8 protein-coding genes are annotated in these 14,863 nt (G+C 58.3%); 1 reads left to right on the top strand and 7 read right to left on the bottom strand.

Features of this window, described 5'->3' with window-relative positions:
* Window positions 1-250: 250 nt before the first annotated feature.
* The 6 genes from ilvN to DQG13_RS06885 all read right to left on the bottom strand — a co-directional run bounded on the left by ilvN (window position 251) and on the right by DQG13_RS06885 (window position 6,805).
* The gene (gene ilvN, locus DQG13_RS06865; RefSeq protein WP_113019004.1) at window positions 251-742 is read right to left on the bottom strand and encodes an acetolactate synthase small subunit; all 492 of its coding nucleotides are present in this window, start codon (window positions 740-742) and stop codon (window positions 251-253) included.
* A complete protein-coding gene (ilvB, locus tag DQG13_RS06870; RefSeq protein WP_113019005.1) occupies window positions 702-2,489 on the bottom strand; it encodes a biosynthetic-type acetolactate synthase large subunit in 1,788 nt (595 codons plus the stop codon). Before ilvB ends, ilvN begins: the two co-directional genes overlap by 41 nt.
* A gap of 486 nt (window positions 2,490-2,975) precedes the next feature.
* Complete coding sequence (locus DQG13_RS30685) at window positions 2,976-3,125, bottom strand: hypothetical protein (protein WP_181592626.1); 150 nt, start codon at window positions 3,123-3,125, stop codon at window positions 2,976-2,978.
* A 135-nt stretch (window positions 3,126-3,260) separates the two neighbouring features.
* Entirely contained in the window at window positions 3,261-3,917 is a 657-nt protein-coding gene (locus DQG13_RS06875; RefSeq protein ID WP_113019006.1) for an Rpn family recombination-promoting nuclease/putative transposase, read from the bottom strand.
* Window positions 3,914-4,138 (bottom strand): PD-(D/E)XK nuclease family transposase, encoded by a 225-nt coding sequence (locus DQG13_RS06880; RefSeq protein ID WP_113019007.1) that lies wholly within the window; start codon window positions 4,136-4,138, stop codon window positions 3,914-3,916. Before DQG13_RS06880 ends, DQG13_RS06875 begins: the two co-directional genes overlap by 4 nt.
* Window positions 4,139-4,456: 318 nt before the next feature.
* On the bottom strand, window positions 4,457-6,805 hold the full coding sequence (locus tag DQG13_RS06885; RefSeq protein ID WP_113019008.1) for a hypothetical protein: 2,349 nt from the start codon (window positions 6,803-6,805) through the stop codon (window positions 4,457-4,459).
* Between the two features lie 163 nt (window positions 6,806-6,968).
* Between DQG13_RS06885 and DQG13_RS06890 the strand changes: the two genes are divergently transcribed.
* A complete protein-coding gene (locus DQG13_RS06890; RefSeq protein ID WP_113019009.1) occupies window positions 6,969-7,871 on the top strand; it encodes a helix-turn-helix transcriptional regulator in 903 nt (300 codons plus the stop codon).
* 647 nt (window positions 7,872-8,518) lie between these two features.
* Here DQG13_RS06890 and DQG13_RS06895 read toward each other — a convergent pair.
* On the bottom strand, window positions 8,519-14,497 hold the full coding sequence (locus DQG13_RS06895; RefSeq protein WP_258525500.1) for a carbohydrate binding domain-containing protein: 5,979 nt from the start codon (window positions 14,495-14,497) through the stop codon (window positions 8,519-8,521).
* Between the last annotated feature and the right edge of the window lie 366 nt (window positions 14,498-14,863).

Raw genomic sequence — 14,863 nt, forward strand, 5'->3', positions numbered from 1 at the left:
GACGTTGGGCGGAACTGAGGAGCGCTTAAACGGGAAATCCGACTCAGTTTCAACCGTTACGGAACTAAAGCGCCTTTATCCCCTGGTTTTCGCTGCCTACCCGCCAAATTCCCTCTGTAAGAGTCGCACAGTTCCGCTACAACCCATGCCAGCGGAATTTCGGCGATTAAGAGCCGCTGAGTTCCGCTAGAATCGACCGGTGCAGGACGTCAGCAAAGGTAGAGTACAATCAGCCCCGGCAACCATCACCTTACTTGACTGCGCCCCGCACCATGGCGGTGGCTCCCGTCCGGGACAGCTCCTTGATCCGGTACGGCCGCAGCACCTCTACCATGGCATCGATTTTTTCGGAATCGCCCACCACCTGAACGATCATGCTGCTGGGGCCGATGTCCACCACCGAGGCCCGGAAGGTTTCCACAATGCTGACAATCTCGGGACGCGCGGACGGCTCGGCATGGACCTTGATCAGGGCCAGCTCCCGGGCCACCATGGGGTTGGCGCTCAGATCCACCACCTTGATGACGTCAATGATCTTGTAGAGCTGCTTTTCCACCTGCTCCATAGTCTTATCGTCGCCAGTGGTTACGATAACCATCCGGGAGAGGCCCTTCTCCTCGGATTCCCCCACCGTGATGCTTTCAATATTAAAGCCCCGCCGGCCGAAGAGGCCGGCTACCCGCTGCAGGACCCCGGGCTGGTCATTCACAAGAACTGATATAGTGTGCTTCGTCGGCTTCATTCACTTCATCCCCCATCAGCATCTCATCTATCGTGCTTCCAACCGTAACCATGGGATATACATTTTCGTGCTTGCGGACCACAAATTCCACCAGAACGGGACCATCGGTATCCAGCGCTTCCTGCCAGACCGCCCGGGCTTCCTCCTTGTTCCGGGCCCGCAGCCCCTTCACCCCATAAGCTTCCGCCAGCTTCACAAAATCGGGGCTGCCCTCCAAATCGATATGGCTGTAACGATTCTCGTAGATGATCTCCTGCCACTGCCGAACCATGCCCAACACCTGGTTGTTGATGACCACAATCTTCACCGGAATCTTATTCAGGGCGCAAACGGCCAGCTCCTGGGAGCACATCTGCATGCCGCCGTCGCCGTTGATCGAGATAACCAGCCGGTCCGGATTGCCCATCTGGGCGCCGATGGCCGACGGGAAGCCGAAGCCCATGGTGCCCAGGCCGCCGGAGGTGACCAATGCCCGGGGATGATTGAACTTGTAATATTGGGCCACCCACATTTGATGCTGGCCTACGTCGGTGGTGACAATGGCCTCACCGTTGGTGGTTTCATGCAGCATTTCGATAACCCATTGGGGCTTCAGCTCTTTGTCCGAATCGTTGTAGCGAAGCGGGAAGTTTCGTTTGCTTTCGGCGATCTCCGCAATCCAGGCCTCCGAGTTGGCCCGTTTGGCCTTGGTGTTGGCGTAGGCCAGCACATATTTCACATCGCCGACACAGGGGATGTCCGTAGGCACGTTTTTGCCGATTTCCGCCGGGTCCACATCAATGTGGGCAATCTTGGCCTTGGGAGCGAAGCCCGCCAGCTTGGAGGTTACCCGGTCGTCGAAGCGGGCGCCGATGGAGATCAGCAGATCCGCGTTCTGGATGGCCATGTTGGCGGTATAGGTGCCGTGCATGCCGGGCATGCCCATCCACAGCTCATGTGCGCTGGGGAAGCCGCCCAGGCCAAGCAGAGTAGTGGTGACAGGAATCCGGGTTTTATCCACAAATTCGACCAGCTCCTGGGAGGCGCCCGCATACACGACGCCGCCTCCGGCCAGAATGACGGGGCGTTCGGCCTTTTGGATGGCCGCCAGGATTTTTTCTACCTGCTTCTTGTTGGGGTCCGTGGTAGGGTTATAGCCGCGGATGCTGATTTTATCGTCAATGGCAGGCTTGAATACCGTCGTATGGGACGAGATGTCCTTCGGGATATCAATGAGCACGGGACCCTTGCGTCCGGTGTTGGCGATATGGAAGGCCTCGTGGATCACCCGCGGCAAATCCTCTACATTGCGCACCAGATAGTTATGCTTGGTAATCGGCATGGTAATGCCGGTAATATCCGCCTCCTGGAAGGCGTCGGTGCCAATCAAGGGCGTTGCCACGTTGCCGGTGATCACCACCAGCGGCACCGAATCCATAAAGGCGGTGGCGATGCCGGTCACCAGGTTGGTGGCTCCCGGGCCGGAGGTGGCGATGCAGACGCCCACCTGGCCGGTGGTGCGGGCGTAGCCGTCCGCCGCGTGGATGGCGCCTTGCTCATGGCGGGTTAAGAGATGCTTAAAGTCGGGATTGCCGTGCATGGCGTCATAAATATATAGGACCGCTCCACCGGGATAGCCGAAGACACATTCCACGCCCTCCAGCAAGAGGCAGCGAAGCAATATTTCCGAGCCGGAAATCACATCGGGCGCCAGCAGCCTTTCTCTTAGTTCCCCATTCAGCACCTTTGCCGGATTTTCGATACTCATAGTGATCCTCCCCTCAATGTATGGAGCAAGCATAATATAAGCTGCTTCACCAGAAAACCTAAAAAACCCCTTCCGTCCCGACGCTAAAGAAGCGTACGAGGGACGAAAGGGGTTAGCTTCCGTGGTACCACCCATGGTTTGCGGCCATCCTCACGAATGACTGCCTTGACAAGTACGAGCACCGCGCATGCAACGGTCCTGATACTCCGACACAGTAACGTGTGTCCTCCCGGTTCCCCCTACTAGCCATATCCGGTGTTGCGTCCGCATATGCTTTTCAGGAAAACAGCTCCGAGGTGAGCTCGTTAATAAGGGATTAAGGCATTGGTCTCAGCTAACCCGCTGCTCTCTGGTTCATAAGAGCCCTTATCACTTCGTCCTCATCATAGCCGTTGCAGCAATTTTCTTAATATTGAGGATTATTATAGGCAACATTACGCAACGTGTCAAGGGTGATCCGTGAAAAAAACTGTTACACCGGCAAGATTAATAATCCGCCCTCCAACCTCCGTCGAGCCTCCCCCGGTTTATCAGCCACCGCAGACTGCGGCCCCATACAAGCGGCTCCACCGCGGCCAGCAGGCCGGTCATTCCCGGACTTCCGGCCAATTGCAAAACCGGCAGGCGTCCCGCCATAAACAATTTTCTCCGCCAAATCGGGTAGGCTCACGCAGATAAATGGGCCTCTCACAGAGCCGTGTGTGCGTCGAATACTCACTGCCATCCCTGCGTGTGACGATTCCGCCTTAGCTCAATAGCCTTGCTCAGCGCTTACCGCTTGTCCAGCAGCTTATGAAGCTTTCGCACCTCCTGCAACGGCAGTCCTGTGACCTCGGCAATCAGCTCGTGCTCCATACCCTTGCGAAGCATATTGCGGGCAATTTCCTCCTTGCCCTCTTCTTTGCCTTCTTCTTTGCCCTGCCTCCAGCTCGCCTTCATTCCGCTGTTGTAATTGATCAGCGCATCCTCCCGCGCCTCGTACAGCCGCCGCGTCTCTTCATCCGCGCTCAGCCACTCCAACCGCTCCTCCGTCCGGCGAATCACCTCGTCCATCTCCACCAGCTCCTTTAGTTGATCTTCCGTGATCTTGTCATCCAGAAACAGCATCCATCGATGCAGCGCGCTGCTCATATCCTTCTTGCCTTTCCGGAATTTAGGACACTCCAAAAAATGGATTTCCATCACATCTGTGAGCAGCAGCTCCCGCTCTCCATCCTCATACAGATGAAACGTCGTGTGAAACCTCTCCACTTCAAACTGGTTATAGTTCACGATATTTATCGTGATGATCTTCGGCATGTCCAGGTAGTCTCCACCCTGCTTCACCGACTCCACAATCATCTTGCCCGCATAAAACAACGTCCGCTGCGGCATGTTGAACTCATTGCGCAATTGAATCTCCAGATCATACTGGCTTTCTCCCGTCACAGCCCTGCCCTTACGTCCAGCCGACCGGCCTTGTCCTGCAGCTGCTCTTTGGTCAGCTGCTTGTTCTCCAGCAAAACCAGATCCTTAATCCACTCCTCGTCGTTGAGCCCCAGAATCGCATTCAACAAGGAGATCGTGCTCTCCTTGGACTCCTTTTCCCCGAACAGTCGCTGAAACAAGAAGTCATTCTTGGGGTTCAGCCTTACCCGCTGCCTGGTCACTCCATCCGCTCCCTTGCCTGTTTATAGTATACCATGTCATTCCTCAACCTGAACATGCGCAGCAGCGCGCTTGAACGCAAAAAAACGCCGACCCTCCCCCTCAGGGAGAACAGTCGACGCATGCTTTGCGTCCAGTTATATGAGACACCTGCACGCTTCTCAACAGAGCTACGCGCTTCAAGGAAAATCATATCACAAAAGAGAGCGGATGGCTGCACAATTTATTTTTCTTGAATAATCATCTTTTTTCTAAAATACAAAATATTTACAATACAATGAGGTGCAGATAACGCCCCTTTTATTTCCTTGGGGGGATTCTTACCCCGGTCCTTTCACAACATACAGGCGCGCCTCCCCCGGGGCAAGCTGCAGAGTAAATTCTCCGCCGAAAGGACCAATCTCCTCCAGGGTGGCCAAGTCGCGCAGCCCCGCCGCTGCACCCCCAAGGGTCACCGCCGCTGCCGCCTGCCCGCCGCCGAAATTGGCCGCCAGCAGATAGCGCTGCCCGTCCGCCCCCTGCACCGTCACCGCTCTGAGAGCGTTCTCCGTTGCGGCTGCCGCTCCCCCAACTGATGTCGTTGCCGCTGTTACTGGCGCTCCCGCTGTAATGGCAACTGCCTTGCAGCCGCCGCCTTCGGCAAGCTCCCGGGTCTCTTGGGGACCGCAGCCGGCCAGCACGGCGAAGCCTGTGTCCACCAGCACCGTATCCGGCGGCACATCCCGCATTTCATCCTGGAACGAGCTGCAAATTTCATCGGCATACAGCATGCCCAGGGTATCGGATTGATGCCGGTGCTTGATGCCGATCTGTCTCCTGCCGGGACGGTGCAGGATCAGCGGAGCGGAGCCGTAAGCCTGGACCACTCCCAGCTTCCCGTCCACATTCAGCCAGCGTGATCCCGTGTCAATCTGCTGATCCCTACCGTCCTGCAGATTTCTGCCCATCTGCTGCTCTGCGCCGCCCGCTCCCTCCAGCACCGCTTCCGTCTCCCCGTACCGGTAGGTCCTGCGGCTGCCGTTGAACACATCGTTGGGCACGTGGAGCAGCAGCCCCCGGACAGAGGTAATATAGCTGCGGTGAACGGTTTTGGCATATTGCAGCCCCACCACTGTGCAGTCATCCGGCAGCGCGGCAAAAGCCGTCTGCGACACCGCCAGCACATCCCGGCTTTGCTGCTCGGCCAGAAGCTCCTCGGAGCAGGCCAGCGCTTTTCCCCAGGTTACGAACCCGCCGTGGAAGCTGCGGTGGCCATGGGACTCCGTCTGATAAGAATTGAACGCGCCGGTTCCCTGGATTCTCCCCGCCAGATTGTAGCGCCACTCCGCCAGATCGCTGCCGTCCGCAGGCAGGCACAGCCCCTGGGGTCCCTCGGCGGCCCGCCAGGCCCAGGAGGCAATCCGCCTTTTCCCCTTCACCAGACACGCGCCATGATACGCATCCTCCCAGGCGTAAGGGACGGCAGGTTTGTACCCCTCCTTCGGCCCGGTCGCAGACAGACCGGCAAACAGCCTCCGCCAGTAGGCCCCGTAAGAAAGCGTCACCGCCCGGTCGGATTCCAGCCGGGTGTAATACAGAGGAGAGGCCCGCTTCAGATCGGCGCACCGCGCAGACAAATAGGTGCCGTCTCCGTTGGCGGCCATCTCAGTTTCCACCTGGCGAAGCCAGCCCGCCTCCAGCGCCGGACAGTCTTCATCCCCGAACAAATCCGCCGCCAGCATAAGGGAGGGAAGCAGGTAGTCCTGGCAATAGCAATACCTGACCCGGGTATCCCCACCGATGCGGATCAGCCGCCCGTCCGGGAACAGCATGGGCTTCACCGTGTCCCACAGCTCCTTCACATGGTGGTACAACGCCTCAGGCGGCGCAACTCCCAAGCGCTTGAAGCTGAAGTGCAGCATGGCCGCATTGGACAGGCAGATCACCATATAGCCCACATTCAGATACCCGTGGTGGTTTAGAGCATATGACTCCTCAAAAAAATTATCCCCCACAAACCATTCCGACACCGGTCTGCCGTCCAGCACCGCGGAAGACAAAGCATCGGAGGCCACCGAAATGGAGTTGACCAGAAAACGCGTCCCCTTTTCCTTGTATTCCTCCGCCCGGGGGGTATCCGGATACAGAGCCGCGGTACGGTGCAGCATGCTGCCGTTCCACAGATTGGATTCCGGCTTGTTCTGCCTGGATTCGTTCAAGGGATGACCCACCACTTCATAATGGTCCATCAGCCAGTTGCTTTCGGACACCAGCACCTTGCGCAGCAGCTCCCGGTCGGCCGCGGTCAGATGCTCCTCAATGGCCTCCACACCGTGCATCATCCGCTCCGCACCCAGCACGCTGATCCAGGTATGCCCCCAGGAGGTGCCGTCCTCACACCGGTAGCTTCCTTCCAAATGGCTTTCCAGCGTAAACCGGAGCATCCGCAAAGCCGTGTCCAGCATATCCTCCCGGGTCATGCCCGTCCGGCTGCTGTCCGTCCGGGAGTCCGCGGCCAATACCGCCAAGGCGGCAAAGGCCTTCTGATGGGTCTGCATCCCCCAGCCGTTATATCCCGTCCCATAACAAAGCAGATCTTGCCGGGCCGCAGGAGAATAGCAATATTCCCGAAACGGTTTTACCCATGGCTCCAGCAAACGCAAATAATCCGTATGCGCAATGTTGTTCATTTTTCCACCCCATTTGTAGAATGTATGCTTTACAATCTCGATTATAGGACTGGAAACGCCGGTTGTATTTAGGTATAGTAAGCTTAAGTTTGTATAAAATAAACTTTCTCATAGCCAGCATCAAAAGGCCTGTCCGCATCATTCCAATAAAGGGGGACCCGCCATGCCCGCTGCGCCAACGCTCACCTTAGCCTTCAGCGATATTGCGCCCCATGTCCGCTACGTCCAGCATATTACCCTGGACCCTGCAATCTCGGGACAACCCAAAAAGCTCTATGACCACCGCTTAACCTATATTTGCGGCGGCGCCGGTGAAATTCACATTGAGGACAGAGTCTATATCTGCCAAAAAGGGGATTTGTTCTATTGGGGGCCCGACATCCGGTATGCCATCCACAGGAACGCGGAGAATCCGCTGACCGTGATGAACATCCATTTTGACTTTACCCAGTCCCACCGGACAAAGCGGTTTATGCCCCCGGCGCCCTTTCTCCCCCAATTCCAGGCGGACCGCATTACCGAAAAGGTGGAGCTGACGGATGCGCCGCTGTTTAACCGGCCCTTTTATTTGCCCGCCTGCTTCCAAATGGAGCGCCCCTTCCTCCAGATGGCAGAGGAATACAGGCTGCAGAAGCTATTCAGCGGTCCTGCCCTGAACGGGATGCTGCTCTCCCTGCTGGCTTCCCTATACAGGCTCCTGGCCCACCAGGGAGAAGCCGGACCCAGACACCGGGAGCTGGCGGATGAGATTATGGACTATATTCACGCCAATCTGGACAAGCCGCTGACCAACCAATCCGTGGCCGCCCGCTTCAGCTTTCATCCCAACTACCTGAACCGGCTGTTTGTCCGGCATACGGCAACCCCGCTCCACCGCTACATCCTGAATACAAAAGCGGACAAGGCCATGGAGATGCTTCACTCCACAGCCCTGCCCGTTACCGAAATTGCCCGGACCCTGGGCTTTTGCGACATTAGCCATTTCTCCCGGTTTTTCAAGGAGCGGTACGGCGTCAGCCCCTCCAGCCTGCGGGCCGGCCAGCTAACCGGCAAACAGTCGGATTAAGGCAGCACCCCATCTGAAATAATAAGAAACGCATTCCCAAGACGGGTGCGTTTCTTATTACGACCGCCGTTCCAACCGAGCGGCAAGCTGTTTAACGTCCATTTCGTGTGTGGCCAGTAACTACTCAGCTATCGCGGAAAACGAGTATCCTTTTGGGTGACAACCACTCCCCGGTTCGCTGATGCCGCCAACGATCCTGGCTTTCCTTCAGAACGTTCTGAGGAATTATGTCAGCAAATTAGCCGATTAGCGGATAGGTGTGTCCATAATGCAAAAGTGCAATTAATTCATGAGTCAACTGCTGGAACGGAGGGTCATCATGCAAAAAGTGCATCTATTTCACGCGAATTTTAGCTTTTTGGCGGTTTTAAACGAAAATAAGTGCACTTTTGCATTATAGGAGCAAAAAAGAAGGCTCGCGACCATAAATAACTGCGCTTTTGCATTATAAACATTGGCAGACGCTGGCCACGACTATGAAATCAATGTATCCTGGATCTTTTTCTCCGGCCAGACATCATCTCCATCTAAGACAATATCGTGAAAAAGCCTGATTTGCTCTGGAAGTAAGCGGGCAAGGCCATGGAGATGCTTCACTCCACAGCCTTGCCCGTTACTGATATTGCCCGGACAGCCGGATTAGCGCATTACGGGCTTATGAAATTAGCCGCTTGCAGCAGGCGCTTCAGCGCCACCGCCGCCTCCGCTCTGGCGGCATTGGCCTGGGGTCGGACTCGCCCGGCGTCGTCTCCGGCGAAGAAACCCTGCCCAAGGGCATACTGCAGCGCCGGAAGCGCCCAGTCCGCCCCTTGGCCAAGATCGGTCGCCGCCGCTGTCCCCGTCGGCGACCCTCCTTCCGGCAGCCCCGCATAGCGGGCTGCCCGCTGCAGCATCACCGCCATCTCCTGGCGGGTGACAGGCTCAAGCGGGCGGAAGGCCCCGTCCGCGCCGCCCTCAATGAGACCGGCGCGGACTGCCTGCGCCACCGGCTGGGCAAACCAGGCTTCCGCGGGAACATCGCGGAAGGAAGCCCCCTCCTCCTGACCCGCAGGCAGGAGAGACAGCCCCCGGGCCAGCAGGGCGGCAAACTGGGCGCGGGTCAGCGTGCCGTCCGGCTCGAACCGCTCCGCCGACACCCCGTCCACCAGCAGCCGGGCGGCCAGCAGCCGGGCGGCCAGCATACGGATGTCCTGCTCCGCCCAATGGCCGGCCAAATCAGCAAATACCGGCAGCCCGGTTTCCACCACGGCATACCTGCCGTTGCCTGCCCGGCTCAGCTCGGCAAGCACCGCTCCGTCCTGCCGCCTGAATTGGGCCGGCACGAAACGAAGCAGCTCGCCGTCATCGTCCAGCGCCACAGCGGCCAGCCGCTCCGGCTCCAGTCCGCCGCCTGCTCCGTTCAGGATCAGACTCCTCGTTGTGTAGACTCCGCCGAAATCCGCCACCTCCTGGCGGTAATCTCCTGCTTCCACCTGCAGCCGGTAATCCAGCCACGGGCTCACCAGCTTGCCCTGCACCCGGAGAAGCTGCTCCTCCGCAGCCGGGGACAACGGCAGATCCGCCAGCCGCGCCAGCTCCAGCCGGATGACAGCTTCACCGGCGGAAGCCCCACCCGCTGCGGCAGCCCGCTTCAGAGACAGCGCCTGCAGCGGCAATTCATAGGAGTAGCCTTCCCCCTGGAAGGAGAGGGTCAGCTTCCCGTCAAGGGCTGCCAGAGCCGCTGCCGGAACCTCAGCCTGCAGTCTGTCGGCAGGCACTCCCAGCGGAATCACCAATTGGCGCAGGGCCTCCTTGCCGGAGGCTCCGGCAGCAAGCTGCTCCAGAATCCCCTTCTCCACCCTCACGGCTTCCACGCTCCCGCCGCTCGGGTCGGGAGCCGACTGGCGACTGGCGGGAAGGCGGTACACCCCCTCAGCCAGCCGCTCCACTCCCTGGGGAAGGGAAAAATTGCTCCCCGCACCCGTAGAGACAACCGGGTAGTCACCGTCCGAGGGATTGTTCCCCTCCGGGTCCGGATTGGGGTTGGGATTCGGCCTCGGGTTCGGATCTGGGTTTGGGTCTGGATTCGGATTGGGGTTGGGATTCGGCCCCGGGTTCGGATCTGGATCTGGATCTGGGTTCGGATTGGGATTCGGCCCCGGATTCGGATTAGGATTCGGATCTGGATCTGGATTCGGGTTTGGCCCCGGCTCCGAACCGGAGGAGCGGATGTGGAACGCGGCCTGCCGCACCGCCTCCCGGTTGCCTGTCCGGTCCACGCTGTAATAGCCGATGACATAATCCCCTTCCTCCGTCAAGACCACCGGCTGCCCGTACACCGTCCAACTGCTCCCTCCGTCTGTGCTGTACAGGGTCTCCCGGACGCCGGAGCCTGCGTCGTCTGCCGCCAGCTCCATGGTCACTCCGGGGGCGTAAATGCCGCCGGTTTCCTCTCCGGCCAGAGACAATCCGGATACGGGAGGCGTACCGTCCACCTGCAGGACAACCTTGTTGGAGTATGCCGGCTGCCCGTTAAATACCACTTTTGCGGAAACCCGGGCGCTTCCGTCCCCTGCGCCAACAAATCTCCCGTATACCGCTCCGTTCACCGTACCTTCATAAACCGCCTGCACAACCCCCTCCTGGCTGTTCAGAAAATGAACCTCAAGCCCCGACAGATCCGCCGCCGCTCCTCCAAGCACGCCTGTCAGCGCAAAGGGCAGCGCTTCGCCTGCCGCTATCCATTTCTCCTCAGCCTCCAGCGTCAGCTGCTCAAGCGCCGGTGCCACTATACTGAACTGGTCAAAATAATAGGTGGTTTTCACCGTTCCGTTGCCGATGCGGAGCTGAATCTTGCCCTTGCCCGTATCATTGGTGCCCGTATAGGTGAAGGAGGTCTTCAGCTGCCGCCATTCCCCATCCGTCACCGCCGTTCCCACCGCCAGATAAGAGTAGCGGGGCGTGCCTGAACCATGGTCCAGAATGATCTGGGCCACATCGGTCCCGGAGGCCAGCTTTACCCAGACAGAGATGTCATAGGAGACTCCTTTCTTCAAAACCACCTCCTGGGTAGCAGCGCCGTAAGGATTGGTCATAACTACCTTGGCGGCGCCTGCGCTTTGCCCATAGGTAACATCCGTCACCCTTGTCAACGCAGCATTATTGACGGCCCAGCCGCTTGTATTCTGCTCGAAGCCGCCGTTTAGAATTTGCTGGGCGCTCTCCCGGATGGTGAACTCATCGAAGTAGTAGGTCAGCTTGGCTGTCCCGCCGCCGATGCGCAGCTGGACGGTGGCGTTACCGGCATCATTGGTTCCGCTGTATTTGAAGGAGCCCTTCAATTGCCGCCAGGTGGTATCCACTGCAGTACCGGCGGCAATGTAGGTATAGCGGGGCGTGCCTGCGCCATGGTCGAGAATGATCTGGGCCACATCCTGGCCCGACTCCAGACGCACCCAAACCGATACGTCGTAGACCTTGTTTTTCTCCAACGCGACAAGCTGGGTGGCGGAGCCGTAATTGGCGGTCACCGACACCTTGGCCGACCCGGCGCTTTGGTTGTACGTATTGGCCGTCACTCTGCTTACCGTGGAGTTGAAGGGAGTCCATCCGGCCGCACTGTATTCGAAGCCGCCATTGTTCAGCAGATTGGCAACGGGTGTTTCGCCGGAGGAGTAGCGGAAGTCAACCCCGGCGTACATGTTCCCGGCCAGATAGTTGTCCAGATAAGTGCTGACGCGCGGTGCCCTGTCATTGGAATAGCTGACCCCGCCGTTAATAGCCAGGGCCGGAGCCGCTTGAGCTGTTGTATCGCCGTCATGCCAGGCGTCTCCGCCCTTCTCCTCCAGGCTAAGAAGATAATAAATCCGTCCCGGCAGCAGGTTCACCGGCTCATACAGCTGAGCATAGACGAATGCTCCCGGCATACTCCCTGCCATATCGACCTCGGCCTCGGCCAGAATCCCCCCGCTTGCCGCATCCACCAGCCGGAGCTTGTGGGTTTCGCTGTTTCCCGGCGCTGCAAGACGGCCCAGGGCGGTGACAGAAACGGGATTGGGCCCCGCTGTCATTTTCATCCCTGCCCAACCACTCCAGTCATGGCGCAGGGTTCCCGGCTGTACAGCGGTGATGGCAGGCAGCGTGTCGTCCAGATCCACAGGCAGCGGCTCCGGGTCCGGTTCGGGCTCAGGGATTTGCGGCTGCGGCAGAGTCACAGGCGCAGGGGTTGAGCCCGCTTTTTCATAGAGAAAATCCACGCCTGCAAAGCTGTTGCCTGCCACATCGCCGGTTTTGAAGGTGCCCGATAACCAGATCCCGATGTCCACCGTTGCGGCGGCAGAGGCAGTTACCCGCAGATTGCTGTCATACCACAGATCCTCCCCGCTCTTCTCCTCGCTCAGAATGTAATAGGCTTTCCCCGCTTCCAGGGTAACGGGCGCCGGAAGCTGCACGTAGCGGAAGTCTCCGTTGCCCGCCGCCTGGCGCATATCCAGCCGGGGGTAATCGTCAAGAATATCCGCTTTGGTGGCGGCATCCACAATTCTCATGCGGTGTACCCCTTGGCTTTCACCCAGCCGCACCCGGCCCAAAGCGGTAACAGTCAGCGGCTCGCTGCCCACAGTGACCTGCATGCCAACCCAGCCGCCCCAGTTGTTGCGGGGGGTACCCGCTTTGGAAATCTTTTGGATTAACCCCGCTTTGTCCGTGAAGCTGACCGGCAAGGGAGTTGGTTCGGGAACATACGGAGGCTCTTCCGGCATTACCGGGTCGGGAATCTGCGGGATAATATCCCGGTAAGGCGCCTCAATGCCCGCTTGCTCAATGATGGCAAGAGCCTCCGCAGGCCATGCCTCGTCGGGATAATAGAGAATATCCTCCACCACCGCCTGTGCCAGGCCGGCATTCACCTTTTTGAAATTATCCGCATAGGTCCGGCTGACTGTCAGATAGTTGGCATTGGTGTTCACATGCACTGGAATTTGAACATTGGCCATCACATTATCCCGGGCGGTAATATTGGTGCTGCCCTCATCCAGATAGATGGAGCCGTAATTATGGAGCTGCTCCCGGATATAATTGCCGCTGATTACCGTATCTTTGGAAGCGCCCAGGGTATAGATGGCTCCCCCGTCAACAAGCTCAAGCATCACGTGGTGGATATAGTTGTTTTCGATGCGGTTGTTCCAGCTTGCCGTTTGAATGGTACTCCATCCCCAGCCGATGGTAATGCCCGAATAGGGCATGTTGGCGATCTCATTATGGGATACATCCATATCCTGGGGATAAGCGGCAAACACCGCCACGGAAGAACGGTAATCCGCCCCCATTGCGTTAAAATAATTGTTCACCACATCATTGTTCCGCAGGACCTTCCCGGGATCAACGGGATTGTAGTTGTCGGACTGCCAGGTGTTCACCTCCCCCACCTGAACGCCGCTGCCGGAAATATCCGTGAACACATTGCCACGGAGCAGATTGTCGCTGCTTGCCCCGGTGATGTTCACCGCTGCACTCCCCAGCCGGGAGAAGGAGCAGCGCTCGAAGGTAATGTTCCTGCCCGTCCGGATTTCCACAGCGGCAGGGGTCAGCAGCTCCGCAGATATGCCGGTTGCCGGGTCCTTCATCCGCAGAATATTGGATTGGGCATCGGGCAGCCCCTGGCTGGTGCTGGGGGCAAGCCAGGTGGAGTATTGGAAGGATACTCCTTCAAAGCGGATATGGGAAACCGGATTATCCTGACTTTCCCCCTCAAATACCGCCAGCTGCTCCGTCAGGGGCACGGTGAACTCCGCCGACTGCATATCCTCGCCGGGTCCCGGCTTGTAATAGAAGGTATCGGTGGAGCGATCCAGATACCATTCCCGTTCCTGGTCCAGCAATTCGTACGCGTTCTCGTAGTACCATGGAACAGTTACATTGGTGGTGCCTTTATTGTTCAAATAGTACCAGCCGGGCTGCTCCATGGTCAGGGTGGCCACTCCATCGTCTACCGTGATGGACTCTACTCCGCCCCGGGGATTGGTCCAGGCTTGCTTGAACACCAGCTCCAGGTCCCCCGGATTGCCCCAGTTGGCAAGCTCCGTCATGGTAGTGGTAATCCCCTCCGCCACGTGGACGGCATCGGGCAGCCCCTCCTCGCTGCGGGCGCGGATGGCTCTTTGGCCGTTCACATACAGCTGCCGGGTGTTCAAATGCTCCCCTGCCGAAGCCTTGTAAATATTCCTGGCTGCGTCATGCAGCTCCCAGCCGTCAATCTGCTTGCCGCCGCTGATCACCGGCTGTTCGCCGGGGTAAGCCTTGTACACTACGGAGTAGCCGCCGCTGCCCGAGTCCGCAGGGGTGAACTGGAGCGGGCTGGCCAGCGAGTATTCGCCGCCCCGCAGATAAACGAGGATATCCCCCGTCATTTGCTGGCCTTTGGCCTGGCGCACGGCGGCTTGGGCCTGCTCCAGAGTGCGGAAGGGCGCCGCCTCCGTACCCGGATTGGCGTCGCTGCCCGCTGCCGGGTCCACATACAAGGCCAACTGCACGGCTGAGCCGGCGGTGGTGGAGGCGGCTTGCGCGGCGTTCCCCGTTGCCGGGCCTTGCCACAGGCTGAAGCATATGGCTGCCGACAGGATCAGGCTTGCCGTCTTTCTCCATTTCATCTTTTTCACCAACAATCCCCTCTTTCGGATGATGTATTCGTTAAGTCAAACCAATAACCGCTGCTCATTTCCGGAAAACCGGAGCAAACGCTTACAATTAACGGATTGGACAAAGCGACCAGGTCAGGCAGCGGGGGAGCAGACCCAAAACGGCAGCATGGTCACAGTTGTGGGAACTCTCAAGCTAGCAGCGCAAACCCAACCGTGCGGCAGGCTCAGCGAGAACGTGAAGCGCGGCCAACTGAAATGATAGCGGACAACAAATGTCTGCTATTCGATTCACAGAGAAAGAATAGTATTACAACATGTTGCAAATTCGTTCCCTATGGAAAAGGACCAAAAGGTCCTAAAACTCGTCGAGCACAA

It is taken from the genome of Paenibacillus sp. YN15, assembly GCF_003285005.1.
Taxonomy (GTDB): Bacteria; Bacillota; Bacilli; order Paenibacillales; family NBRC-103111; genus Paenibacillus_AR.

What these genes read in the sequence shown, in the direction of transcription:
- ilvB (WP_113019005.1), bottom strand. Translation starts at nt 2,489, where the DNA reads ATGAGTATCGAAAATCCGGCAAAGGTGCTGAATGGGGAACTAAGAGAA.
- DQG13_RS06890 (WP_113019009.1), top strand. Translation starts at nt 6,969, where the DNA reads ATGCCCGCTGCGCCAACGCTCACCTTAGCCTTCAGCGATATTGCGCCC.
- ilvN (WP_113019004.1), bottom strand. Translation starts at nt 742, where the DNA reads ATGAAGCCGACGAAGCACACTATATCAGTTCTTGTGAATGACCAGCCC.
- DQG13_RS06895 (WP_258525500.1), bottom strand. Translation starts at nt 14,497, where the DNA reads ATGAAATGGAGAAAGACGGCAAGCCTGATCCTGTCGGCAGCCATATGC.
- DQG13_RS30685 (WP_181592626.1), bottom strand. Translation starts at nt 3,125, where the DNA reads ATGGCGGGACGCCTGCCGGTTTTGCAATTGGCCGGAAGTCCGGGAATG.
- DQG13_RS06885 (WP_113019008.1), bottom strand. Translation starts at nt 6,805, where the DNA reads ATGAACAACATTGCGCATACGGATTATTTGCGTTTGCTGGAGCCATGG.